The organism is Cellulosimicrobium cellulans (genome assembly GCF_006539945.1).
GTDB lineage: Bacteria > Actinomycetota > Actinomycetes > Actinomycetales > Cellulomonadaceae > Cellulosimicrobium > Cellulosimicrobium cellulans.
Genome location: NZ_BJNZ01000018.1, coordinates 1 through 24,679, shown reverse-complemented (window position 1 = coordinate 24,679; position 24,679 = coordinate 1). Strand labels below are relative to the sequence as shown.

Below are 24,679 nucleotides of genomic sequence, written 5' to 3'. Positions count from 1 at the left end.
CACGCCCACCTCAGTCCGAAGGAGAACTGATGACCCCCCTGACCTCGCGCCGTGCACCCCGCCCGGCCCGCACCCGACACCGCCTCGTGAGCGCACCCCTGGCCGCAGGCGGCGTCGCGCTCGCCCTCGTCCTCACCGCGTGCTCCGGCGGCGGCGACGACGTCGCCGGCGAGCCCAGCACGCCGAGCGAGCCCGTCGAGCTCCGCATGACCGTCTGGACGGCCGACGAGACGCAGCTCGCGCAGTTCCAGGAGATCGCCGACGCGTACGTCGCCGAGAACCCGGACCTCGTGTCGGGCGTGACGTTCGAGACGATCCCGTTCGAGGACTACACGACGTCCCTCACGACGCAGCTCGCGGGCGGCAACGCCCCCGACCTCGCGTGGATCCTCGAGAGCTACGCGCCCGAGTTCGTCGCGAGCGGCGCGCTCGTGGACGTCGCCCCGAAGCTCCAGGAGACCGAGGGGTACGAGTTCGACGACCTGCTCGACTCCTCGCTCGCGCTGTGGGAGAAGGACGGCGGGCTCTACGCCTACCCGTTCTCCAACTCGCCGTTCGCGGTCTTCGTCAACACCGACCAGGTCGCCGCGGCGGGCCAGCCGAACCCGGCCGACCTCGTGGCGTCGGGCGACTGGACCTACGACCAGGCCCGCGACATCTCGGCCGCTGCCGCCGCGACGTCGGGCAAGCAGGGCCTCGTGGTGCGCGACTTCGACTTCAAGGTGTGGGAGAACCTGTCGACGATCTGGGACGGCTGGGACGCGGCGCCGTGGAGCGAGGACGGCACGCAGTGCACGTTCACCGACCCCGAGATGGTCGACGCGCTCACGTGGGTCCACGACGCGACGTTCGTGGACAAGGCGATGCCCGGCCCGGGCACGACGGCCGACTTCTTCGCGGGCGACTCCGCCATGACGATCACGCAGATCAGCCGTGCGTCCGCGCTCGACGACTCGTTCGGGTGGGACGTGGTGCCGTTGCCGGCAGGACCGGCGGGCCAGCAGAACGTCATCGGCCAGGCCGGGATCGGCGTCTTCGCCGCGGGCGAGCACCCGGACGTCGCCGCCGACTTCCTCGCGTGGTTCACCAACCCGGAGAACGCCGAGACGCTCGCGGCGTACTTCCCGCCGCCGCGCGAGTCGCTCCTGAACGCCGAGACGCTCGGGGCCGCGAACCCGAAGCTCAGCGAGGCCCAGCTCCAGGCGGTCGTCGTCGACGGCATCCAGGGTGCGGTGACCAAGCCCTCGCACCAGAACTTCGCGAAGCTCCAGGACACGGTGCGCGCCGAGCTCGACGCGCTGTGGACCGCGGACGCGGACGTCGAGGGCGTCCTCGCCGACACGTGCGCGGCGATCCAGCCCCTGCTCGGGGACTGAGCGTGGCGTCCTCCGCGCTCGCACGACGGGACGCGGCCGTGGGCTACACCATGGTCGCGCCCGCCGTGCTCGGTGCGCTCGCGTTCGTCGTCGCGCCGCTGGTCGCCGTCGTCTGGTACTCGCTGCACGAGTGGAACGTCCTCGCGAACACGTTCACGTTCGCCGGCGCAGACAACTACGAGCGCATGCTCTCCGATCCCGGCCTGCGTGACTCGCTGCTCGCCAGCCTGTGGTTCTCCGTCGGGCTCGTGGTCCTCAACATCTCGCTCGCACTGCTGCTCGCGGTGCTGCTCAACCAGAAGCTGCCGGGCACGACGACGTTCCGCACGTTCTTCTTCTCGCCGGTGGTCGTGTCGCTCGTCGCGTGGACGATCGTGTGGAGCTTCCTGCTCCAGGCCGACGGCGGGATCAACGGGTTCCTGTCGCTGCTGGGCGTCGAGGGCCCGAACTGGCTGCGCGGCGAGACGACGGCCATGATCTCGGTGATCGTCGTCCAGGTGTTCAAGAACGTGGGCCTCAACATGATCCTGTTCCTCGCGGCGCTGCAGGGAGTGCCGGAGGACGTCCAGGAGGCCGCGCGCATCGACGGCGCGGGCGCGTGGCGACGTTTCCGCTCGATCACGCTCCCGCTCATCAGCCCGACCGTCCTGCTGGTCTCGATCCTCACGATCGTGGGCTCGCTCGAGGTCTTCGCGCAGATCGCCGTGCTGACCGGCGGCGGGCCCGGGAACTCGACCACCGTGCTCGTCTACTACCTGTACCAGCAGGCGTTCCGGTTCAACGACTTCGGCTACGCGAGCGCCATCTCGGTCCTGCTGTTCGTCATCGTCCTCGTCCTGACACTCGTGCAGTGGCAGACGCGCAAGAGGTGGGTCTTCCATGAAGTCTGACGTGATGCCCGGCCCGGCCACGCTCCCGGGCGCGGACGACGGCCCGTCCCGGCCCGCGGCGTCGGGCGGGGGCGGCGACGGCACCGGCGGGGCGGCGCACGCGCCCGCGCGCCGCGACCGCGCCGCGCGTTCGCGGCGGCGGTGGGGACGCTGGGCGCTCGTGGCGCTGCTCGTCGTGCTCAGCGTGCCCTTCGTCTTCCCGACGTGGTGGATGGCGACGTCGAGCCTCAAGCCGATGAGCGAGATCCTGCGGGCCGTGCCGACGCTGTGGCCGCAGGACCCGTCGTTCGCGGCGTACGGGGAGGTGTTCCGGCTGCAGCCGTTCGCGCAGCAGTACTGGAACAGCCTCTACATCGCCGCGCTGGTGACGGTCGGGACCATCCTCGTGTCCTCGATGGCCGGGTACGCGTTCGCGCGCATCCGGTTCCCCGGTGCGAACGCGCTGTTCCTGCTCGTCCTCGTCGGGCTGCTCGTGCCGTCCGAGGTGACGATCGTCCCGCTGTTCCGGATGGTCAACTCGCTCGGGCTCATCGACACGCACTGGCCGCTGGTGGTCATCCCGATCCTCGGGGCGCCGAGCGTGCTCGCGACGTTCATCATGCGCCAGTTCTTCCTGGGCCTCCCGGGCGAGCTCGAGGAGGCGGGGCGCATGGACGGCCTCGGGCGCTGGGGGATCTTCTGGCGCATCGCGTTCCCGCTGTCCCGCTCGGCGATCTCGGCCGTCGCGATCTTCACGTTCCTCAAGTCGTGGAACCTGTACCTCGAGCCGATCGTGTACCTGTCCAGCAAGGACCGGTTCACGCTCCCGCAGGCGCTCACGCAGTACGTCGACGCGTACGGCGGGCCGATGTGGAACGTGCAGCTCGCCGCGACGACGCTCACCGTGCTGCCGGTCCTCGCGGTGTTCCTCGTCGCGCAGAAGCAGTTCGTCCAGGGCCTCGCCCACTCGGGCCTCAAGGGCTGACTGACCGCCCACCCGTGAGTGCATGAAATAGTCGCGTTCTCCTCGCGGACCGGCGACTATTTCATGCACTCACGGGGTGCGGCCTAGGCTCGTGCGTGTGGCTCATCTCCTCGGCGCCGACGGCATCTCGCTGACCGTCGGCACCCGCACCCTGATCGACGACGTCTCGCTCGGCCTGGACGACGGCGACCGTGTCGGCATCGTCGGCCCCAACGGCGCCGGCAAGTCCACGCTCCTGCGCCTGCTCGCGGGCACGCAGCAGCCCGACGGCGGCCGGGTCACCCGGGTGGGCGGGCTGCGGGTCGGCCTGCTCGACCAGCGCGACGACGTCGGCACCGGCGCGACGATCCGTGACCTCGTGCACGGCGACGCCGCGACGCACGCGTGGGCGTCGGACGCGAGCATCCGCACCGTGCACGCCGGCCTGCTGGCCGACCTCGACCTCGACGCCCCCGCGGACACGCTGTCCGGCGGGCAGAGGCGCCGCGTGGCGCTCGCGGCCCTGCTCGTCGCCGACCACGACGTGCTCTTCCTCGACGAGCCGACCAACCACCTCGACGTCGAGGGCGTGGCGTGGCTCGCCGCGCACCTGGGCGACCGGTTCGCGCGCCCGGGCGCGAAGGGTGCGCTCGTCGTGGTGACGCACGACCGCTGGTTCCTCGACGCCGTCTGCTCGCGCATGTGGGAGGTGCGCGGCGACGGCTCCGGCGCGGTCGAGGGGTACGAGGGCGGGTACGCCGCCTACGTGCTCGCTCGCGCCGAGCGCCAGCGCACCGCGGCCGTCGCCGCGGAGAAGCGCGACAACCTGCTGCGCAAGGAGCTCGCGTGGCTGCGCCGCGGGGCGCCCGCGCGCACGTCCAAGCCCAAGTTCCGGCTCGACGCCGCTGCCGCGCTCATCGCCGACGTCCCGCCCCCGCGCGACACGCTCGAGCTCACGCGCACCGCGACCAAGCGGCTCGGCAAGGACGTGCTCGACCTCGAGGACGTCACGGTCGCGGTCCCTCGCCAGGACGGTCAGGGTGAGCGCGTGCTGCTCGACGACGTCACGTGGCGCCTGGGCCCGGGCGACCGGTACGGGGTCGTCGGCGTCAACGGCGCCGGGAAGACGACGCTCCTCGCGCTCCTCGCCGGGCGGCGCGAGCCCGACGCGGGCCGGGTCAAGCGCGGCAAGACCGTGCACGTCGCCGAGCTGTCCCAGGACGTCGGTGAGCTGGACGACATCGCCGGGTCGCGCGTCATCCAGGTGATCGAGGACGAGAAGCGGTCGGTCGTCGTGGACGGCAAGGAGCTCACGGCGTCGCAGCTCGTCGAGCGGCTCGGGTTCACGCGCGAGCGGTCGCAGACCCTCGTGCGCGACCTCTCGGGCGGCGAGCGCCGCCGCCTGCAGCTCCTGCGTCTGCTCGTCGCCGAGCCCAACGTGCTCCTGCTCGACGAGCCCACCAACGACCTCGACACCGACACGCTCGCCGCGCTCGAGGACCTGCTCGACGGCTGGCCCGGCACGCTGATCGTCGTGTCGCACGACCGCTACCTGCTCGAGCGCGTCGCGGACCGCCAGGTCGCCCTGCTCGGGGACGGCAAGGTGCGCGACCTGCCGGGCGGCGTCGAGCAGTACCTCGAGCTGCGACGCGCGGCGCTCGCGGGCGCAGGGTCGGCGTCGACCGGGTTCGCGGCCGCCCCCGCGGCCGGCGGGCCGGACGTCGCGGCGGCCGCCGACACCCCCGCGGGCCCGAGCGCTGCCGAGGTGCGCGCCGCGAAGAAGGAGATCAACCGCATCGAGCGGCGGCTGTCGAAGATCGCCGAGGTCGAGGGCCGCCTGCACGAGAAGATCGCGGCGAACGCGACCGACTTCGCGGCCGTGGCCGAGATCGACGCCGAGCTGCGCACGCTCGCGGCGGAGAAGGACGAGCTGGAGGCCGCCTGGCTCGAGGCGGCGGAGGTCGCCGGGTGACGGCGGCAGCGGCGCCGGGACCGCGCGCGATGCGGGTCGGGCTCTCGGCGCGCGGCGTCGAGGTCGAGGACGGGCAGGGCGGCGTCCTCGCCCCCTGGTCCGACGTGCACCGGGTGACGGCCTTCGCGCTCGACGCGGTGGTGAGCACGGTGCGGTACGTGTCGTTCGACCTCGTGAACGGGCACAGCGTCGAGGTGGACGACGCCGCGCCCGAGTGGGACGAGGTGGTCGCGACGCTCCCGGAGGTCGCGGAGCTCGCGGTGGCGGACCTGCCGACGGCGCTCGGCGCGCTGGTGCCGGGCAGCGGCGCGCTCGTCCTCGCGGAGCCCGCCCGCTCGCGCTGAGCCCGGGACCCGCGGGGTCCGGGGCGCGCCGACCAGGGTCAGCGCCGCAGGAAGCCCATCCTGTCGTCGGGGTCGACGCGTTCGAGGATCGCGCCCGCGATCTCGTCGAGCTGGCCGACCTGCTCGGGGGTGAGCGCGTCGATCACGTGGTCCCGGACGGTGGCGACGTGGCCCGGCGCCGTCGCGACGACCTTCGCCCATCCGGCGTCGGTGAGGTGCGCGTTGGTGGCGCGGCGGTCCTCGGGGCACGGGACGCGCTCGACGAGCCCGCGCTTCTCCAGGCGCGCCACGACGTGGGAGAGGCGGGGGAGCGTCGCGTTGGTGGCACCCGCCAGGTCGGTCATGCGCAGCGTGCGGTCGGGGGCCTCGGAGAGCATGGCGAGCACGTAGTACTCGAAGTGGCTGAGGTCGGCGTCGCGCCGCAGCTGGGTGTCGAGGACGCCCGGCAGCAGCTCCACGACCGCCACGAGCCGCTTCCACGCGTCGAGCTGCTGGTCGTCGAGCCAGCGGGGTTCTGTCGTCATCGGGCCTCCTCCGGTGTGACCATCGTAATAGTTGACGCTACAAGTTTAGCGTCGTATCGTGTTGGTTGTAGCAACAACTAATAGCCGACCGGGCGGCCGGCGCAGGAAGGGAAGCCACCATGAGCAGCATCACCATCATCGGCGCCGGCAACATGGGCACGGCCATCGCCGGTCTCGCGCTCGCCGCGGGCAGCGAGGTCCAGGTCCTCACGCGCGAGGCGACCGACCTCGACCCCCGGGTCGCGGCCGGGACCGTCGGCGACGAGCTGAAGGGCGACGTCGTCGTCCTCGCCCTCCCGTACGGGGCGGTCGCGGAGGTCGTCGACCTCTACGCCGACCGCCTCGACGGCAAGGTCGTCGTCGACATCACCAACCCGCTCGACTTCACGACCTTCGACGCCCTCGTCGTGCCCGACGGCTCGTCGGCCGCGGCGCAGGTCCAGCAGCGCGTGCCCGGCGCGCGCGTGCTCAAGGCGTTCAACACGAACTTTGCCGCGACCCTCGCGTCCGGGCAGGTCGGCCCGCTCCCGACGACGGTCCTCGTCGCGGGCGACGACGCGGACGCCAAGGCCGCGCTCGCCGGCGCCGTGTCCGGCGTCCGCGTGGTCGACGCGGGCTCGCTGAAGCGCGCGCACGAGCTCGAGGCCCTCGGCTTCCTCCAGCTCACGCTCGCCGCGGGGGAGAAGACGTCCTGGACGACGGGCTTCGCACTCGCCGAGTGATCCTTCCTCCGTGCGACGGCGGCCGGACACCCTCGGGGTGACCGGCCGCCGTCGTGCGTCGGGGAGTCAGCCGCGTGCCTTCTCCACGGCCGCCCGCGCCGTCTCGCGCTCCGCCTTCTCCGCCTCCCGCAGCGCCTTCTCGAGCTCGCGCACCTTCTTCTGCGCCTCGCGGACGCGGCGCTCGGCGTCGCGCCGCTTGAGCGTCGCCTTCTTCACCTTGGGGTCCTTGACGTGCACGGCCATCTCGACCGGGGCGACGGCGTCGCGCGGGTCATGCTCCGCCCCGGTGCCGTGGGCCGGGCCGCCCGCGTCGTCGGACGTGCCGTCCGGGGCGGAGGGGTCTCGCCCCGCGCCCGGGGCGCCGGCGGCCCGCGCGTCGACGTACACCGCGATCCCGTCGAGGACGCGCTCGAGACCCCAGGCGGTGTCGTCGATCTCGCCGTCCTGCGCGTACGTCCCCGCCTCCACGAGCGGGCGCAGGTAGGGGAAGCGCACCTCGTCGACGAGGTCGCGCAACGCACCACCCCAGCCGCCGCCCAGGACGGTCTCGTCGCCCCCGGCCGCGGTCACGGCGCGGGCCAGGTCGGTCTGGAGCCGGGCGGCGTTCCGCGCGTAGCCGCTCACGAGGAGGATGACGGACATCTTCTCCTCGTCGTCGAGCGGCGTGGACCGCAGGGCGCGCAGCCCGTTGTCGGCGCCGCGCAGGTTGTTCGGCGTGAGGGGAGCGCCGGTCACCGGGATGTCGAGGAACCACGGGTGGGACGCGAACACCGCCATGGTGAACTGCGCCCACTCGCGCAGCTCCGCGCGCCAGTCCGCGGGGTCGTGCGCGGGCGGGTACTCGACGTCGAGCGCCGCCTCCTGCATGAGGAGCAGCAGGTCGTCCTTGCTCGTCACGTACCGGTAGAGCGACATCGTCGTGAAGCCGAGGCTCTGCGCGACCTTCGCCATGGAGACCGCGGCCAGCCCGTCGGCGTCGGCGATCTCGATCGCGGCCTCGACGATCCGCTCGATGCTCAGCTCGCGCTTCGGGGCACGCTCGGGACGTTCGGCGACGCCCCACGCGAGCGCGAGCCGGGGCGGGAGGTCGGGTGCGTCCGTCATGCCCACATCATCCCCGAGGTCGTGCGCCGAGCGCGGTCCCGTGCCCGGCCGCGCACGCGGCTGCCGCCCGTCCTGGGCTCAGGACGGGCGACAGCCGCATGCTCGGCGACGGAGGTCAGCGGGCGGTCCGCCGGCGGTAGAGCACGGAGCCGGCGGCGCAGCTCACGACGAGGAAGCCCACGAGCCATGCGACGGCCGTGAGGACCGTCGTCGCGTCGGGCGACCCCGCGAGGAGCCCGCGGAACGTCTCGATGATCGGCGTGAACGGCTGGTTCTCGGCGAACCCGTGCAGCCACGACGGCATCGTGTCGATCTCGACGAACCCCGAGCTGAGGTAGGGCACGAACAGGAAGAGGAAGTTCACCGACTGCGACGCCTCGACGCTCAGCACCAGCCCGAGCGCGACGCTGAGCCACGTGAACGTGAGCACCGCGAGCACGGCGAACGCGACGAGACCCAGCCAGTCGCCGAGCCCCGCGTCGGGACGGAAGCCCAGCGCGAGCGCGACGGCCACGACGACGACGGCGGACGCGAGGTTGCGCACCACGCTCGCCACGACGTGGCCCCACAGCGCGGACGGCCCGAAGATCGGCAGCGTCTTGAACCGGTCGATCGTGCCCGACGTCATGTCCTGCGCGACCCCCACCGCGGCGGTGGCCGAGCCGAACCCGAGGCACATGACGAGCACGCCCGGGACGACGTAGTCGATGTAGTCGTCCCCGCCGATCGCGCCGCCGAAGATGACGACGAACACGAGCATGATCATCACGGGGAGGACGAACGCCGTGATGAGCCCGTCGATGCTGCGGAGCTGGCGGCGCGTCTCGCGCGCGACCATCGTGCGCACGTCGCGCGCGGCCGTCGCGGGCGTCTGCCGGGCCCGCGCGGTGGTGCGCGGCTGCCGCGTCGGGGAGGTCGTGAGCGTGGGCGTGGTGGCGCTCATCGGGCGCCCTCCTTCCGGGTCAGCGCGAGGAAGACGTCGTCGAGCGTGGGCTTGACGACGCTGACCCCGACGACGGCGAGGTCGTGGGAGTCGGCGGCCGCGAGCACGTCGCGGATCGTGCGGACGGGGTCGTCGCTCGGCGCGGTGAGGGACAGGTCCTTCTCGTCCGTGGTCGGGCGGGTGAGCCCCAGCGTCGGCGCGAGCCCGACGGCGGCCGCGAGGCTCGCGGGGTCGTCGAACGCGACGCGCACGTGGTCGCCCGCGACGAGCGCCTTGAGCTCGGCCGCCGTGCCGCGCGCGGCGACGCGGCCGTCGTGCAGGACGGCGATCGTGTCGGCGAGGCGGTCTGCCTCCTCCAGGTACTGGGTCGTCAGCAGGACCGTCGTCCCGTCGGCGGCCAGGCCGCGCACCACGTCCCAGAGCTGGGCGCGCGACGCCGGGTCGAGCCCTGTGGTCGGCTCGTCGAGGACGAGGACCGCGGGGTCGGCGACGAGACTGATCGCCAGGTCGAGGCGGCGACGCATGCCGCCCGAGTACGTCCCGACCCGGCGCTCGGCGGCGTCGGTGAGGTCGAAGCGGGCGAGGAGCTCGTCCGCGCGGCGACGCACCGCGCGCCGGGGGAGGTGGGCGAGCTCGCCCATCATGACGAGGTTCTCGCGGCCCGTCTGGAACTCGTCCACCGACGCGTACTGGCCCGTGAGCGCGATCGTCTCGCGCACCCGCGCCGCGTCGTGCACGACGTCCGCCCCCGCGACGCGGGCCGTGCCGCCGTCGGGCCGCACGAGGGTCGTGAGGACGTTGACGGTCGTGGTCTTGCCGGCGCCGTTGGGCCCGAGCAGCGCGAAGATCTCGCCGCGGCGCACGGTCAGGTCGACGCCGCGCAGCACGGCGTGGTCGCCGTAGGACTTCTCGAGCCCCTGCACGGCGATCATCGGTTCGGTCATCGCCTTCTCCTTGTCGTTCGGACGTGCTGGCCGGTATGCGGCACACACTGACGTATATGGCATAAACGATGTGTACACCATAAACACGTCTCGGCGCGCGGGTCAAGGGCGTGGTGCCGACCGAGGGGAGCGAGTGCGAGGTAGAGCCGTGGTCTCCCGAGGTAGAGCCGTGGTCTCCCGAGGTAGAGCCGTGGTGGCGCGAGGTAGAGCCGTGGTCTCCCGAGGTAGAGCCGTGGTGGCGCGAGGTAGAGCCGTGGTGGCTACCTCGCGTGAGAGCGGGGGGAGCCCGTGAGGGCGAGGCCGATCCCCGTCATCACGACGAGCGCGCCGAGCACGACGGCGACCGGCGTCGTCCACGTGCCGGTCGCCGAGTGCAGGGCGCCGGCCAGCGTCGGCGCGACCGCCGCGAGGCAGTACCCCACGGACTGCACGGTGGCCGAGGCCTGGCGTCCGCGACGGACCGTCGGGAAGCGCTGCGCGACGAGCGTAAAGATGACGACGAAGTTCGCCGCCTGGGCGATGCCCGCCATCGACGCCCACACCGCCCACAGGCCCGGGGCGACGAGGAGGCCCACCGGCAGCGCCAGCCACAGCACCGCGATCACGGCGAAGCTCTGCCGCAGCGTCCAGCGGCGCGCTGCGAGCGGCACGGCGAGCCCACCGACGATCGCGAACCCCTGGAACAGCGACGCCGCGCCGCCCGACGCCGCGCGCGGGATCCCCGCGAGGTCCTCCAGGACGAGCGGCAGCCAGGCCGTGAGCGCATAGAAGCTCGACGACTGGAGCGCGAACATCGCGCACAGCCACCACGTGAACGGCGTCGCCAGGACGTGGCGCTCGCGGGCGGCGGCGGGGTCGCTGCCCGTGACGCCCTCCGCCGCCGCGGCGGCGAGGCCGCCGGGAGCGGGGGAGGCGTCCTCGTCCGACCCGCCCGCGTCGTCCGGCGCGTGCCCCGCCCCGTCGGTGGTCGCCGTCGTGCCCGACGCCGGCCCGCTCGCCCGGCCCGTCGTCGCCCGTCCCGTCCGGCTCGCCTCGCGCGGGACGGCGCGGAGCCACCACGCGAGCGCGACCACCGCGAGGACGGACCAGGACGCCAGCGCCCAGCGCCACCCGACGGCGTCGGCCAGGGGTGCGGTGAGCGCGGTGGTCGCGACGGTCCCCACGTTGATCGCGGCCGTGTACAGGCCCGTCACCGTCGCGACGTGCCCGGGGAAGTCGCGCTGCGCGATCATCGGGACGGCGAGGTTGGCCGTCGTGATGCCGAGCCCGAGCAGCACCGTCCCGGCGAACGTGCCCGCGGCGCCGAGGGCGGCGACGTCGGCCGAGCGCAGCAGGGTGCCGGCGAGGATCAGCGCGAGGGCGACGGCGATCGCCGTGCGCAACGACGACCGCCCCAGCAGCCCCGCGACCGCGGGCGTCGCCACGGCGAAGCAGAGCACGGGGATGCCCGTGAGCAGGCCCGCGGCCGCCGCCGTGAGGTGCAGGTCTGCCGCGACGTCCGCGACGACGGGCGGCAGCGCCGTGAGCGGCGCGCGCAGGTTGACCGCGACGAGCAGCACCGCGACGAGGAGCACGCCGTCGATCCCGCCCCGGAAAGTGCTCGGGCGGGGCGGCCGGGACGGCGGCATCGGGTGGTGACCTCCGGGTGCGGGCGCGTGCGACGCCGCCGGCCGGTCAGCCGGGCCGTCGGTCAGTCGTCGAACTGTCCTACGACTGTACGCAGGAGCGCCGCGAGCGCAGGGCGGCCGCCGGGCTCCAGCGCGTCGAGGATGCGGGCCTCCACCGCGAGCAGGTCGGTCATCGCCGTGTCGACGCGTTCCAGGCCCTCGGCCGTGAGCTCGACGAGCACGCCGCGGCGGTCGTCGGGGGACCGGCGGCGCACGACGAGCCCGCGCTCTTCCAGCCGGTCGATGCGGTTCGTCATGGTCCCGCTCGTCACGAGCGTCTGCGTCACGAGGGCCCCGGGCGACAGGCGGTACGGCTCGCCGGCCCGCCGCAGCGCGGACAGGACGTCGAACTCCCACGTCTCCAGGTGCCCCCGCGCGAACGCCGTGCGGCGCGCGCGGTCGAGGTGCCGCGCGAGGCGGTCGACGCGCGAGAAGACGGTGAGCGGCTCGACGTCGAGGTCGGGCCGCTCGCGCTGCCACGCCGCGACGATGCGGTCGACCTCGTCCTCGTGCTGCTGGTCCATGACGCGAGGGTACTCGACGTGTCTCGACATCAAGACTCTTGACGCTCGCTGCCTGTCCGGCCGCGGAGAAGCCGCGGTAGCGCGAGGTAGAACGCTGGTCGCCCGAGGTAGAACCCTGGTCGACCGAAGGAGAACCGCAGTTGTCGGCCGCGGCGCGGACCGTCGTCGCGAACCTGTCACCGCGGGCAGATGCCCGGGTGAGCGACGACCAGGGTGGGTCGAAGCCGGGCGGGGTGGGTGGTGGTGCCGCGTCGTGGCGGGCCTGGCGGGAGCCGCGAGGAACGAGCGGCGGATGGTAGACGCGGCACCACCACCCACCCCGACCACCCAGGCCAGCCACGCGCCGTCGGGCACGACCACGGCTCTACCTCGGCCGACCACGCCTCTACCTCGGCCGACCACGGCTCTACCTCGACCGACCAGGGCTCTACCTCGGCCGACCAGGGCTCTACCTCGCGTGGCCACGGTTCTGCCTCGCGGGGACCTGGTCAGGTCAGGCGGTGCGCAGGGCGTCCTTGAGCTTGACGCGGGCGCCGGTGCGCAGGACCGCGTTGGAGTAGATCTTCGCGGCGAGCCAGACGAGCACCGGGATGACGGCGAGCGAGAGGCCGAGGGCGAGGAGCGCCTCCCAGGTCTCGGCGCTGCCGAGCGCGATGCGCACGGGCATGAGGAGCGGCGAGCACAGCGGGACGTACGACAGCCACACGACGAGCGGGTTGTCCGGGGCCCACGGCGCGACGGAGACGCCCACGATGTACGGCACGATCATGAGGAACGTGACGGGGGTCGTGACGGCGCCGACGTCCTCCTGGCGCGAGACGAGCGCGCCGAGGCCGGCCATCAGCAGGGCGTAGCTGACGAACCCGACGACGAACCAGACGAGAGCCCAGAGGGCCGCGGTGCCGAGGTTGATCGTGGACGTGTCGACCAGGCCGAGGCCGAGCGCGGTCCCGACGCCGGCGAGCACGACGAGCGCGACCTGTCCCAGCCCGACGAGGCCGATGCCGAGCACCTTGCCCGCCATGAGCTGCCACGGGCGGACGGTCGAGAGCAGGAGCTCGACGACCCGGCTCGTCTTCTCCTCGACGACGCCCTGCGCGATGAGCTGGCCGCTGATCATGATGGCCATGAAGAGCAGGATCCCGGTGACGAGGCCGGTGACGTAGCGCGTCGGGTCGAACTCGCTGGGCTCGCCGATCGTGCGGACGGTGGGCTCGGCGGTCGCGATGTCCCCCGCGACCTGGGCGGGGTCGCCGCCGAGCTCGGCGACGGCGTCGGACAGCGCGGTCTGCTGGGCGAGGGTCGTGAAGACGGCCGTGAGGCCGGGGGAGAGCTCGGTGTCCACGACGACGGTCGGGGCGTCGGCCGTCCCGGTGACGAGCGCGTCGAGGTCGCCGTCCTGCACCTGGGCCTCGCCCGCCGCCTCGTCCGCCACGTCGACGGTCTCGACCTCGGTCCCGAGCGTGCCGCCGGTGGCCTCGATCGACTCGGCGAGCGCCGCGGTCTGCGGCGTGACGCCCACGCGCTCCGCGGTCGGCCCGGACGAGCTCGCGGCGTTGAGCACGAACCCGCCGAGCACGACCGCGCCGACGAGGATCACGGTCAGCCAGACGAACGACTTCGAGCGGAGCCGCGTCATGATCTCGCGGCTCGCGACGAGGCGGATCGCACCCCAGGACGTCAACGAGGTCCCCGTGCTCATGCCCCCACCTCCACGGTCTCGGCGGCCGCGGTGGCCGGCTTCTCCTCGGCGCTCACGACGTCGCGGTACAGCTCGGTGAGCGACGGCCGCACGAGCGAGAACTCGTGCACCGGCCCGGCGGCGAGCGCCGCGCGCAGCACGGCCTGCTCGCGACCGCTCGTCCCGTCGACGGCGGCCCCGGCATCCGGCGTGAGCTCCACGACCGTGCGCGCCCCCTCGAGGCTGACGGCTCGCGCGTCGGGCACGGCGCCGATCCAGCCCGCTCCCGGTGGCCCGTCCACGACCCATCGCTCCGTCTCGGTCCGGCGGAGCTCGTCGATCGTGCCGACCTCGACCATCGCGCCGTCCTTGATGATCCCGACCCGGTCGCACAAGCGCTCCACGAGGTCGAGCTGGTGGGAGGAGAAGACGACGGGCACGCCCGCCTCGGCACGGTCGCGCAGGACGCCGCTCATGACGTCGACGGCGACGGGGTCGAGACCGCTGAAGGGTTCGTCGAGCACGAGCAGCTCGGGGTCGTGGGTGAGCGCAGCGGCGAGCTGGACGCGCTGCTGGTTGCCGAGCGAGAGCTTCTGGACCTCGTCGCCGCGGCGGGCGTCGACGCCGAGCGTCGTGGTCCAGCGCTCCATCGCATCCTTCGCGTCGGCGGCGGACAGGCCGTGCAGGCGGGCGAGGTAGACGAGCTGCTCGCCCACCTTCATGCGCGGGTAGAGCCCGCGCTCCTCGGGCATGTACCCGATGCGCCGCCGCGCGGCGAGGTCGATCGGGCGGCCGTCCCACCGCACCTCGCCGCCGTCGGCGGCGAGCACGCCGAGCACGATGCGCATCGTGGTGGTCTTGCCGGCACCGTTGGAGCCGACGAAGCCGAAGATCTCCCCGGCGCGCACGTCGAACGACGTCCCGCGCAGGGCGCGCACGTCTCCGTAGGTCTTGGTGAGCGAGTCGATCTCGAGTGTCGCCATGCGTCCCAGACAACCACGCGACACAGCGCGTGGCACGGGACAGATGTCACGTCCTGCCCCTCCTGGCAGCGGGTGCGGACCCTCCCGAGGTCGGGGCCCGCCGCACGGTTCACGCGGCGACGCGGGAGCTCAGCCGCGGTGCTCGTCGCGCACGGGTGGCAGGGGCGAGCGCGCGGCGCGCACGGTGAGACGCAGCATCGCTGCGGTCGCGTGGTCGACGTCGGCGACGTCGTCGCGCCGGACGGCGTCGAGCGCGACCCAGAGGAGCTCGCGCGCGATCGCGGCCTCGCCCTGGTCTAGGCGGCCGGAGATCGACTCGACGGCGCTCATCGCGACGAGCACCCGCATGCCCGCCGACGTGGGCGGGGCGACCCGCACGCGCCGGATCTCGACGGCGTCGCGCAGGGCCCGGCGCTCGACGCGCGAGAGCCGGGGGCCGGCGACCCGCAGGAGCGCGCGCGTGAGGAGGGCGGCCGCGACGCCGAGGACCGCGGCGACGACGACGAGGGTGACGGGCGCCAGGGCGTGCCCGACGAGGAGGGCGCCGATCGCGGTCACCGCGCCCGCGACGAGCCCCAGGCGCACGCCGTCGACCGACGCGTGCCACTCGGCGTGGCGCCGCACGCGGTCGAGCTCGCGCGGCGTCAGGCCGGGGACGAGCACGTCGGTGCGTTGGACGATGCGGTCCGGCGCCCCGGCGACGGCCCCCTGGAGGCAGCGCGCCGTCGTCCAGGTCGAGTACCCCCAGACCGTGGGACGGATCTCGTCCTGGCAGTCCTCGTGCGTGCGGTCGGTGGACCGGTCGTGCCTGTGCATGAAGTGCCCCGCTTCGTCGATCTCGTGCTTCCACAAGGAGAGACGAGTTCGCCCGGGCCCCATGACGCGGATTCTGGGAAGTTTCCCGGGGCGACCAGTGGACGGACGCGTCAGGACGCCGTCATGACCTGGGCGTCGTGATGAGGTGCGGGCGCTTCTCCATGTCCGCGAGGCCGTTCCACGCGAGGTTGACGAGGTGCGCCGCGACCTCGGTCTTCTTGGGCGAGCGCGCGTCGAGCCAGTACTGCCCGGTGAGCGCGACCATGCCGACGAGCATCTGCGCGTAGATGGGCGCGACCTTGGGGTCGAGGCCGCGCGTGCGGAACTGGTTCGCCAGGAGGTGCTCCACCTGGGTCGCGACGTCGCCGATGAGGCTGGAGAACGTGCCCGTGGCCTGGGCGACGGGGGAGTCGCGCACGAGGATGCGGAAACCGTCCTCGGACGCCTCGATGTAGGACAGGAGCGCGAGCGCGGTGCGCTCGAGGAGCACCTTGGGGTGGCCGCCCTCGTCGAGGGCACCGGAAAGCGCCGCCGTGAGCGCCTGGACCTCGCGGTCCACGACGACGGCGTAGATGCCCTCCTTGCCGCCGAAGTGCTCGTACACGACCGGCTTGGACACCTCGGCGCGCGCGGCGATCTCCTCGACGCTCGTCCCCTCGAACCCCTTCTCGGCGAACAGCCGACGGCTGACCGCGAGCAGCTGCTCGCGCCGCTGGCTCGCAGTCATGCGGGATCGGGGGGTGCGTCTGGATTCGGCCACGGGTCCATCATGCCGTGCGGCCGCTCCCGGCAGACGGAAGGTCCGGCCCGACGGCGCGGGCGCCCCTGCGAGGGGGCACGCGTGCGGGGTGTGTGGTGCGGACCACGTCCCGGGCGCGGCGCGGACCGGACGAGACGGGCACGACCGGCGTCGGGCACGGGGACCGACCTGGCAGACTGTTCCCGGACCCACCCCGCCCGCCGTGGCCCGGGAACGCACCGGGCGCGAGCGTCGCCGGGTCCGATCCGCCTTGGTGTAATCGGCAGCACAAGGGTTTTTGGTGCCCTTGGTCCAGGTTCGAGTCCTGGGGGCGGAGCTCGTGCCACCGATCCCGAGGGGAACACCCATGGAAGCTCAGCAGGGCACCGACACCACCGTCGCCCCCGCTGCCGTGATCGTCCTCGCCGCAGGCGAGGGCACGCGGATGAAGTCGTCCACCCCCAAGATGCTGCACACGCTCGCGGGCCGCAGCCTGCTCGGGCACGTGCTCGTCGCCGCGCGCTCGCTCGACCCGGCGCTGCTCGCCGTCGTCGTGCGGCACGAGCGCGACCGCGTCGCCGAGCACGCGGTGTCGGTCGACCCGGACGCCGTCGTCGTGGACCAGGACGAGATCCCCGGGACGGGGCGGGCCGTGCAGTGCGCGCTCGCCGCGCTCGACGCCAAGGCCCACGCGCAGGCGCTCCTGCACGGCGTGCCCGACGGCGAGGAGGGACGCGGCGCCGGCGACGGGCTCGAGGGTCCCGTGGTCGTGACTGCGGGCGACACCCCCCTGCTCGACGGTGGCACGCTGGCCCAGCTCCTCGCCGCGCACGTCGAGGACGGCAACGCGGTGACGATGCTGACGACGGAGCTCGAGGACGCGACGGGCTACGGGCGCGTCGTGCGCGACGGCTCGGGCGACGTGCTGCGCATCGTCGAGCACAAGGACGCGTCGGCCGACGAGCGCGCGATCCGCGAGATCAACGCGTCGATCTACGTGTTCGACGCCGCGGTCCTGCGCCGCGGGCTGGGCACGCTCGGCCGCGACAACGCGCAGGGCGAGGTCTACCTCACGGACGTCGTCGCGGCGGCGCGCGCCGAGGGCGGCACGGTCCGGGCGCTCGTCTCGGCGGACCCGACGATCGTCGAGGGCGTCAACGACCGCGTGCAGCTCGCGACGCTGCGCGCGGAGCTCAACCGCCGGATCCTCGAGGACTGGATGCGCGAGGGCGTGACCGTCGTCGACCCGGCGACGACGTGGGTCGACGTCGACGTCGAGCTCGCGCGCGACGTGACGCTCCTGCCGGGCACGCAGCTCCACGGCGCGACGGTCGTCGCGGAGGGCGCGACGATCGGCCCGGACACGACGCTCACGGACACCGAGGTCGGCGCCGGTGCGGCGGTGACCCGCACGCACGGCAGCCTCGCGGTGCTGGGCGCGGGGACGTCCGTCGGGCCGTTCGCCTACCTGCGCCCGGGCACCGTGCTCGGCGCGAAGGGCAAGATCGGCACGTTCGTCGAGACGAAGAACGCGGAGATCGGCGAGGGTTCCAAGATCCCGCACCTGTCCTACGTGGGCGACGCCACGATCGGCGAGCACACGAACATCGGCGCCGCGTCGGTCACCGTCAACTACGACGGCGTCCACAAGCACCGCACCGTGATCGGCTCGCACGCGCGCACCGGCGCGGACAACATGTTCGTCGCACCCGTGACGGTCGGCGACGGCGCGTACACGGCGGCCGGCTCCGTGATCCGCCGCGACGTGCCCGCGGGCGCGCTCGGCGTGAGCGGCGGGCCGCAGCGCAACATCGAGGGCTGGGTCGAGCGCCGCCGTCCGGGGACCCCGGCGGCCGAGGCGGCCGCGGCCGCGCGTGCGACGGACCCCGAGGCGCCGCCGCTCGGCGCCCAGGCGCAGGCGCAGCTCGCGGACCAGAGCGCCGCGGCGACCGCCGAGCGCCCCACGCCGCCGCCGCCCGGGCCCGAGCTCGAGCACACGCTCGAGGCGCTGCGTGGCGGTCGCCCCGCGACCACGGCAGACTGACCGCGTCCGGCCGAGACCTCCTCAGACCCACCCCGCACCCGGAAACACCACCGAAGGAACCCACTGGTATGAGCAGCACGATCGCCGGCAACGGGGAGAAGTCCCTCGTCCTCGCCTCGGGGCGCGCGCACCCCGAGCTGGCCAACGACGTCGCGCGGGAGCTGGGCATCGACCTGCTGCCCACGACCGCGTACGACTTCGCGAACGGCGAGATCTACGTCCGGTTCGGCGAGTCGGTGCGCGGCGCCGACGTCTTCATCCTCCAGAGCCACACCGCCCCGATCAACCAGTGGATCATGGAGCAGCTGCTCATGGTCGACGCCGCGAAGCGCGCCTCGGCCCGCACCATCACGGTCGTCCAGCCGTTCTACGGCTACGCGCGCCAGGACAAGAAGCACCGTGGCCGCGAGCCGATCTCGGCCCGCCTCATGTCCGACCTGTTCACCGCCGCGGGCGCCGACCGCCTCATGAGCGTCGACCTGCACGCCGCGCAGACGCAGGGCTTCTTCGACGGCCCCGTCGACCACCTGTGGGCCATGCCGATCCTCACGGACTACGTGCGCTCCCGCGTCGACACGTCGAACGTCACGGTCGTCTCGCCCGACGCCGGGCGCATCCGCGTCGCCGAGCAGTGGGCGGCGAAGCTCGGTGGCGGGCCGCTCGCGTTCGTGCACAAGACGCGCGACGTCACGCGCCCCAACCAGGCCGTCGCCAACCGCGTCGTCGGCGACGTCGAGGGCCGCGACTGCGTGCTCGTCGACGACCTCATCGACACCGGCGGCACGATCGCCGAGGCGGTGCGCGTCATCCTCGCGGCGGGCGCCCGGTCCGTCATCGTGGCGGCGACGCACGGCGTGCTGTCCGACCCGGCGGCGCAGCGCCTCTCGGAGTGCGGGGCGAGCGAGGTCGTCATCACGGACACCCTGCCCATCGCCGCGGAGAAGCAGTTCCCGCAGCTCACCGTGCTCTCCATCGCGCCGCTCGTCGCGCGCGCCATCCGCGAGGTGTTCGACGACGGTTCCGTCACCTCGCTCTTCGACGGCAACAGCTAGGTGTACTGACCGGAGACGTTGGTCGAATGAGTGCGACGCGTTGATCTGATCTGGTAGCGCACGAGGGCCTCCCGCGGTGGAGTGGAACTGCCTAGGTATCCGCTCCGCTCACAGGAGGCCCTCGTGTCCCACGCTAATGCCGCTCTGACGCCGCGCGCCCGGCTCACGGTCGCCCGGCTGGTGATCGACCAGCACGTCCCGATCGCGGAGGTGGCGGCCCGGTTCCAGTGCTCGTGGCCCACGGTCAAACGGTGGGCCGACCGGTACGCGACCGGCGATTCCATGGCGGACCGGTCTTCGCGTCCGCGCCGGATGCCGGCCAAGACCGACGGGGCGACGACCAGGCGGATCGTGTCGTTGCGGCTGCGTAAGCGTCTGGGCCCGGTCCAGCTGGCCGCGCTGACCAGCGTCGCGCCCTCGACTGCGCACCGCGTCCTGGTCCGGTGCCGACTCAACCGGCTCTCGCACGTCGACCGGGCCACCGGTGAGCTGGTGCGCCGCTATGAACACGACCACCCCGGCGCGATGCTGCACGTGGACGTCAAGAAGCTCGGCAACATCCCTGACGGCGGCGGGTGGCGGTTTGTAGGCCGCCCCCAGGGCAGACGCCACCGAGCGGCAACGCCCGGCAAGCCCAAGAATGCCTACAGTCATCCGAAGATGGGGCACGCGTTCGTACACACCGTGATCGACGACCACTCCAGGGTCGCCTATGCCGAGGTCCACGACGACGAGACCGCCGTCACTGCGACCGCCGTCCTGCGCCGGGCCGTGACCTGGTTCGCCGCCCGCGGCATCACCACCCAACGAGTCTTGTCGGACAACGGCTCGCCCTACCGCTCACACCTGTGGCGCGAGACCTGCGCCGAACTCGAGATCACGCACTCCCGGACCCGCCCCTACCGGCCCCAGACGAACGGCAAGATCGAACGCTTCCACCGCACCCTCGCCGACGGCTGGGGCTACGCCCGCGCCTACACCTCAGAGACCGAACGACGCGCTGCTCTGCCAGCATGGATCCACGAGTACAACCACCACCGCCCCCACACCGCCTGCGGGAACAAGCCACCGATCACCCGATTGACCAACCTGTCCGGTCAGTACAGCTAGGCGTCGCGGACGGTTCTCCAGCTCAGCTCTTCATACGCCGGGCTACCCCGGCGTCTGCGTGGTGACGCTCGCAAGGGCGACCCAGGCGGGCCCCGCCTCGGTCCACGGCTTGATGCTGGAGTTGGTGGCGCGGACCCTGATCGCGGTCGCGGTGACCGGGGCGGTGGGGACGGTCCGGTACGTCCAGGTGAGGGGCAGGCGCGGGATCTCCTGAGGCACGGCCGGCTGGTGCGCCGTGCCGAGCGTGTGCCAGGTTCCCCCTGCTCCGTTGCGGTACTGGACCGTCACCGTCGCGGGCAGGACGACGGAGGCGTCGTAGTCCTCGAGCCAGGTCGTGGTGACCTCGGTGATCGTGCGGTTCGGCTGCCCGGTGCCGCCCGCGAGGTCGACCTCGTAGGTGGTTCCCCGGATCGTGGGGTCGTCGAGGTCGGGCACGAGGGTCATCGCCCACCGTTCTGACCCGTTCCAGGTCGTGGTGAACGAGGCGGCCGACGTGAGGACACCGAGGTCCGCCCCGAGGGCCGCGGCCCCCCGGCAGGTGGTGCCGCTGCACAGACCCGCGGAGCGGTTGAGGTGGGTGACGGGCCGGTCCAGCGCCGAGTTGGTGGTGGTGCGCGTATGGACCTCGACCTCGTCCAGGAACAGGTACTGACCAGGGGTCGTGGTCAGGTGGATCTGCACGAACCGGGCGGTGCTCCTGTCCGCGGGTACGGGAATCGTCTGCACGACCCGGTCCGCATAGCCGGATCCGGTGGGCGTCGTCAAGGTCACCGGCGCGCTCCACGTGTCGTGCCAGGCGTTGTCCGGGCCGGCGACACGGATCCGTGCTGTCCCGGGTGTCCTGATCGCGGCACCGGGCCGGTGATAGGTGCCCAGGGTGATGTCGGTCAGGTCGCGTTGCCGGGCGCCGAGGTCGAGGGTGAGGTACGTGCTGCCGGACGTGATGCGCCCCGTCCACGCGGGGTCGGACATGTACTGGTTCTCGGGCTGGCTCGTGGTCCTGGTCGCGGCCGTGCCGTCGGTGACGGACCAGGCGCGCGTCCCCGCGTACACGACGGTGCCGTCCGGGTTCCACGGGTCGTAGGTCAGGTCGGTGTCGGAGTTGTAGTCCTGCAACAGGTAGGGGGCGCGCGCCGCACTGTTGGTGCCGCCGTCGTCCATCGCCTGGGCCTCGCCGAGGAAGGCCCAGCTGCCGCCCTGCTGGTCCACGGTGATGAGGACGGCGGTGACGTTCTCGATCTGGGTGGCGGCCTGGTGGTGGTACCACTTGGCGCCCTTGGTCGCGCGGTCCGCGTCGGGCAGCCGTTGCGCACCCAGGTCGACGAGCCCGGCGTTCCCCGCCCGAACGAGCTGGACCTGCACCTTCGTGGGTGCGGACACGCCGAAGGCGGGATCGTGACCCCACTGGGTGTTCACCTGCCGCACAGGGACCCCGCCGGGGTGGACCGCGGTCAGGTCGATCCGGATCGCCCAGTAGCCGGAGGACTCCGTGAACTGGCCCTGCCAGCGCCCGTCGAACACGCCGTTCGTCGCCAGCACCGTGTCGGTCGCCGCACCCTCCGCATACGTGGCGGAGACCTTCGGGGCCGTCGGGGTGGCCGCGTGCCCGATGTCGCCGGGGGTGGCCACCGGATCGTCGTACGCCGGCGAGGGTGTCAGCTCGTCGGTGACGTTCCGCTCGTCGATCCCGTCCGCGCTGATCGGAGTCCCCGTGGCGGTGGAGGTGATCGCGTAGGGGGCGTTGCGGGCCACGTTGAAGTCGCCGGGGCCGCCGTCGCGCGCGGCGAGGGCGGCAGCGGTCCACGGCACCGTCACGGTGATCGCGCTCGCCGCCGGGGAGTAGGTGCCCCAGGCGTCGTAGGCGTACACCTGGTACGTGTACGTGCGGCCGGGCTGCATCTGGTAGTCCAGGTGTGTCATGCCTTCACCCGCCGCCGTCGGGGCGGCGTACTCCCCGACGCGGCGTCCGTCGCGCAGCACGAGGTAGCCCGCGACCTTGCGGCCCGGGCTCGTCGTGCTGGTGGTGGACTGGTCCCACGTCAGGCGGACGGTGGTGGACTCGTCCTGCCCGGCCGCGCCGCTTCCGGTCACGGCAGCGAAGCCCCGGGGCGCGGACAGCGCGGTCGCGGGGCATCCTTCCCCGCTCGCCCACGCGGCGAACGCGGCCCGGTACAGCGCGTTCGTCCCTGCACCGTCATGCCCGGCCACGTCGTCGATGCGGTGCATCGAGAACGTGACCAGCGTGCTCGCACCGCTTGCCTTCATCGCCGCGAGGTTCTGCGCGTGGTTGCGCATGCCCATGTGGTCGATGCCCTCGTTCTGGTCGCGGTAGTTCTCCGCGTTGCCCCACACCTCGTTGCCCGCCTCGACGCCGGACGACCCGGCCGCGACGCGGGCCTCCTCGGTCCTGCCGATCCACCGGGCCAGGTCCGCCGCCGTGACCTTGCCCGACCCAGCGCCGTCCTGCGGCGCGACGACGGAGAGGTCGGTGGTGGAGTACGCGCGCTGCCATACGTCCTTCCACGCGGACAGGCGATTCTGCTCGGCCGTGCTGCCTGGGTCGTCGGAGTCGGCGGTGAAGAGCGGCGAGACGACCACCCGCTTCTTGCCCGAGGAGGAGACCAGCGCCTGTGACGCGCCCTTGAGGTAGGTGTCGACATAGGGGTGCGCGCGCTCGGGCGTCGGTTGGTGGACGCCACCCATGAAGTCGGCAAGTCTGTAGCCCTCGAGCTCGTACGGCAGATACCAGCCGTCGATCGTGCTCGCGTACCGGCCTTGGTAGGGACCCGTGGCCTTGCCGAACGTGTCCCAGATCGCCTTCCCCGCTGAGACGGCGCGGCCCCTCTCCTGGCCGAGCCACGTCTGGTTTCTCCAGCCTGGTTGGGAATCCTCCGGCGGAATGTTGAACCACTCGCTCTCTGCCAGGCCGAGCCCGACGGTCACGGTCATGCCGTGCAGGCGGGCCGCCTCGAGGATGCGGTGGAGCTGGTCCCGCTCGGCGGCGAGAGTCGCCTCCGAGTACCCCTGACCTGAGGGAGTCTCCGGGTAGATGACGTCGCCGGAGGCGTCGCGGTTCGGGAAGTACGGCATGTGCGTGCCCGAGAAGTCGCCGCTGTAGGCGGTGGCCTGCACGATCACGGACGACAGCCCGGCGTCCTTGAGGCGCGCGAGGGAGGCGTTCCACGCCTCCTGGGTGAACGGGCGGTACGCCCCGTTCGTGTCGGTGAACCAGGCGAGGCGCGGCACCACGAACGTGCTCGACGGGCGGATCGAGCCGTGCCCGTCACCGTTCGCGGAGACGCACGCGGGCGAGGTGATCGCCGACGCTGCTGGGAGGCCTCCCGGAGGAGCGACGACTGACCCGGCCAGGACCAGCCCGGCTCCCACGACGGTGGAGAGCACTGCCGTCCACGACGACCGGCGCGCGCGCCGCCGCCCGTTCCTTCCGAGACCTGCCATCGCGCTCAGCTCCTTCGCTCGTGTCGTGACTCGTGTGCGGACCTGCCCATGCATCCCCGTCCAGGCGCACCGCAGCGCTGGGGTCGCAGGACCGGGTCGACGGGGGTCAGGGTGAGGTCGTGGGGTGATCGTTCTGGTTGCGGTGGCGTCGGGTGCGCAGGAGCCACGTCGTGGTGAGGGCCGCGGCGAGGCCTATGGCGGCGAGTGCTGGGGTGGGGGCGAGGGGGACGTTCTGCAGGCCGATGTGCAGGTGGGTGCCGGTGATGTTGTAGCCCTGGTCGGGTACGGAGGAGTACCAGTACTGGCGTGCTCCCCAGGTGTGGTCGCCCGGTGGGACGCCGGTGATGGTCAGGCGCCAGGTGAGGGCTTCGTGGGGGACGGGGCCGGGTGCGGGGCGGGGGTCGGGTCGGGGTTCGGCGGCGAGGAGGGTGCCGTCGGTGTCCTTGATCTCGACGAAGGTTCCTAGGTCGCGGGTCCCGGTGAGGGTGACGGTGTAGGTGCCGTCGTCGTCGGGGGTGATGGACTCGACCTGGGCGGTGAACGGCGCGTTGCGCTCGTCGTAGGGGCTGGTGTTGCGGTCCTGGAACCAGACGGCGTCCGTGGCGTAGCCGATGATCTTGCCGTCCTTGACCTGGGTGAACTCGATGAGGTTCAGCCCGGGGGAGACGAGGCCGGGCGTTCGCGTGGACCGGCGCCATTCCCAGGTGCCGTCTGTGAGGACGGTCGCGCCTCTGACGGCTTCGCTCGCCTCGTCGGGGGTGAGGTGCGCGCCGAAGACCTGTGCTCCGGGAACGCCGCGTCCGGTCGCGTAGAGGTGGAAGATCTCGACCGATCCTCCGGCA

Annotated in this window: 21 protein-coding genes and 1 tRNA gene; 10 read left to right on the top strand and 12 right to left on the bottom strand. The window is 72.8% G+C overall.

The window, feature by feature from the left end; all coding sequences use genetic code 11:
• Positions 1-29 precede the first annotated feature (29 nt).
• From CCE02nite_RS13545 to CCE02nite_RS13525, 5 genes are all read left to right on the top strand, one after another.
• Positions 30-1,376 (top strand): ABC transporter substrate-binding protein, encoded by a 1,347-nt coding sequence (locus CCE02nite_RS13545; protein ID WP_141390152.1) that lies wholly within the window; start codon positions 30-32, stop codon positions 1,374-1,376.
• Positions 1,377-1,378: 2 nt separating this feature from the next.
• Entirely contained in the window at positions 1,379-2,266 is an 888-nt protein-coding gene (locus tag CCE02nite_RS13540) for a carbohydrate ABC transporter permease (RefSeq protein WP_255318862.1), read from the top strand.
• Positions 2,256-3,230, top strand: a complete 975-nt coding sequence (locus CCE02nite_RS13535; protein ID WP_255318861.1) for a carbohydrate ABC transporter permease — start codon at positions 2,256-2,258, stop codon at positions 3,228-3,230. The genes CCE02nite_RS13540 and CCE02nite_RS13535 overlap by 11 nt, the downstream gene beginning before the upstream one ends.
• Positions 3,231-3,327: 97 nt before the next feature.
• Entirely contained in the window at positions 3,328-5,181 is a 1,854-nt protein-coding gene (locus CCE02nite_RS13530) for an ABC-F family ATP-binding cassette domain-containing protein (RefSeq protein WP_141390151.1), read from the top strand.
• Positions 5,178-5,525, top strand: coding sequence for a hypothetical protein (locus tag CCE02nite_RS13525; RefSeq protein ID WP_141390150.1), 348 nt, complete (start codon positions 5,178-5,180; stop codon positions 5,523-5,525). Before CCE02nite_RS13530 ends, CCE02nite_RS13525 begins: the two co-directional genes overlap by 4 nt.
• A gap of 38 nt (positions 5,526-5,563) precedes the next feature.
• Here CCE02nite_RS13525 and CCE02nite_RS13520 read toward each other — a convergent pair whose 3' ends face one another.
• A complete protein-coding gene (locus CCE02nite_RS13520) occupies positions 5,564-6,049 on the bottom strand; it encodes a MarR family winged helix-turn-helix transcriptional regulator (protein ID WP_141390149.1) in 486 nt (161 codons plus the stop codon).
• A 119-nt stretch (positions 6,050-6,168) separates the two neighbouring features.
• Between CCE02nite_RS13520 and CCE02nite_RS13515 the strand changes: the two genes are divergently transcribed.
• Positions 6,169-6,771 carry an NADPH-dependent F420 reductase gene (locus CCE02nite_RS13515; RefSeq protein ID WP_141390148.1) on the top strand — a complete coding sequence of 201 codons (603 nt, stop codon included), beginning with the start codon at positions 6,169-6,171 and terminating at the stop codon, positions 6,769-6,771.
• A 66-nt stretch (positions 6,772-6,837) separates the two neighbouring features.
• On the opposite strand, the gene CCE02nite_RS13510 is transcribed toward CCE02nite_RS13515, so the two are convergent.
• The 9 genes from CCE02nite_RS13510 to CCE02nite_RS13470 all read right to left on the bottom strand — a co-directional run bounded on the left by CCE02nite_RS13510 (position 6,838) and on the right by CCE02nite_RS13470 (position 16,160).
• Entirely contained in the window at positions 6,838-7,875 is a 1,038-nt protein-coding gene (locus CCE02nite_RS13510) for a TetR/AcrR family transcriptional regulator (RefSeq protein ID WP_141390147.1), read from the bottom strand.
• 115 nt (positions 7,876-7,990) lie between these two features.
• Positions 7,991-8,818: an ABC transporter permease gene (locus tag CCE02nite_RS13505; protein WP_218027114.1), complete on the bottom strand. Its 828-nt coding sequence runs from the start codon at positions 8,816-8,818 to the stop codon at positions 7,991-7,993.
• Positions 8,815-9,762, bottom strand: a complete 948-nt coding sequence (locus tag CCE02nite_RS13500) for an ATP-binding cassette domain-containing protein (protein WP_141390146.1) — start codon at positions 9,760-9,762, stop codon at positions 8,815-8,817. Before CCE02nite_RS13500 ends, CCE02nite_RS13505 begins: the two co-directional genes overlap by 4 nt.
• Before the next feature lie 260 nt (positions 9,763-10,022).
• Complete coding sequence (locus tag CCE02nite_RS13495; protein ID WP_141390145.1) at positions 10,023-11,390, bottom strand: MFS transporter; 1,368 nt, start codon at positions 11,388-11,390, stop codon at positions 10,023-10,025.
• Positions 11,391-11,452: 62 nt separating this feature from the next.
• Positions 11,453-11,953, bottom strand: a complete 501-nt coding sequence (locus CCE02nite_RS13490) for a MarR family winged helix-turn-helix transcriptional regulator (protein ID WP_170227314.1) — start codon at positions 11,951-11,953, stop codon at positions 11,453-11,455.
• Positions 11,954-12,446: 493 nt separating this feature from the next.
• Positions 12,447-13,655, bottom strand: coding sequence for an ABC transporter permease (locus CCE02nite_RS13485; protein ID WP_141390144.1), 1,209 nt, complete (start codon positions 13,653-13,655; stop codon positions 12,447-12,449).
• Positions 13,652-14,617, bottom strand: coding sequence for an ABC transporter ATP-binding protein (locus CCE02nite_RS13480; protein ID WP_141390143.1), 966 nt, complete (start codon positions 14,615-14,617; stop codon positions 13,652-13,654). Before CCE02nite_RS13480 ends, CCE02nite_RS13485 begins: the two co-directional genes overlap by 4 nt.
• Positions 14,618-14,746: 129 nt before the next feature.
• Positions 14,747-15,433, bottom strand: a complete 687-nt coding sequence (locus CCE02nite_RS20505) for a hypothetical protein (RefSeq protein ID WP_170227313.1) — start codon at positions 15,431-15,433, stop codon at positions 14,747-14,749.
• A 121-nt stretch (positions 15,434-15,554) separates the two neighbouring features.
• Complete coding sequence (locus CCE02nite_RS13470) at positions 15,555-16,160, bottom strand: TetR/AcrR family transcriptional regulator (protein WP_047234376.1); 606 nt, start codon at positions 16,158-16,160, stop codon at positions 15,555-15,557.
• A 277-nt stretch (positions 16,161-16,437) separates the two neighbouring features.
• Here CCE02nite_RS13470 and CCE02nite_RS13465 point away from each other — a divergent pair.
• The 4 genes from CCE02nite_RS13465 to CCE02nite_RS13450 all read left to right on the top strand — a co-directional run bounded on the left by CCE02nite_RS13465 (position 16,438) and on the right by CCE02nite_RS13450 (position 20,378).
• Positions 16,438-16,509: transfer RNA gene (locus CCE02nite_RS13465), tRNA-Gln, on the top strand.
• Between the two features lie 30 nt (positions 16,510-16,539).
• On the top strand, positions 16,540-18,216 hold the full coding sequence (glmU, locus tag CCE02nite_RS13460; RefSeq protein WP_141390142.1) for a bifunctional UDP-N-acetylglucosamine diphosphorylase/glucosamine-1-phosphate N-acetyltransferase GlmU: 1,677 nt from the start codon (positions 16,540-16,542) through the stop codon (positions 18,214-18,216).
• Between the two features lie 68 nt (positions 18,217-18,284).
• Complete coding sequence (locus tag CCE02nite_RS13455) at positions 18,285-19,268, top strand: ribose-phosphate diphosphokinase (RefSeq protein ID WP_053370151.1); 984 nt, start codon at positions 18,285-18,287, stop codon at positions 19,266-19,268.
• A gap of 123 nt (positions 19,269-19,391) precedes the next feature.
• A complete protein-coding gene (locus CCE02nite_RS13450; protein WP_141390141.1) occupies positions 19,392-20,378 on the top strand; it encodes an IS481 family transposase in 987 nt (328 codons plus the stop codon).
• A gap of 42 nt (positions 20,379-20,420) precedes the next feature.
• On the opposite strand, the gene CCE02nite_RS13445 is transcribed toward CCE02nite_RS13450, so the two are convergent.
• The gene (locus CCE02nite_RS13445) at positions 20,421-23,837 is read right to left on the bottom strand and encodes a DUF4434 domain-containing protein (RefSeq protein ID WP_170227312.1); all 3,417 of its coding nucleotides are present in this window, start codon (positions 23,835-23,837) and stop codon (positions 20,421-20,423) included.
• Positions 23,838-23,943: 106 nt separating this feature from the next.
• On the bottom strand, positions 23,944-24,679 hold a 736-nt coding region (locus CCE02nite_RS20500; protein WP_170227311.1), incomplete at its 5' end, for a hypothetical protein.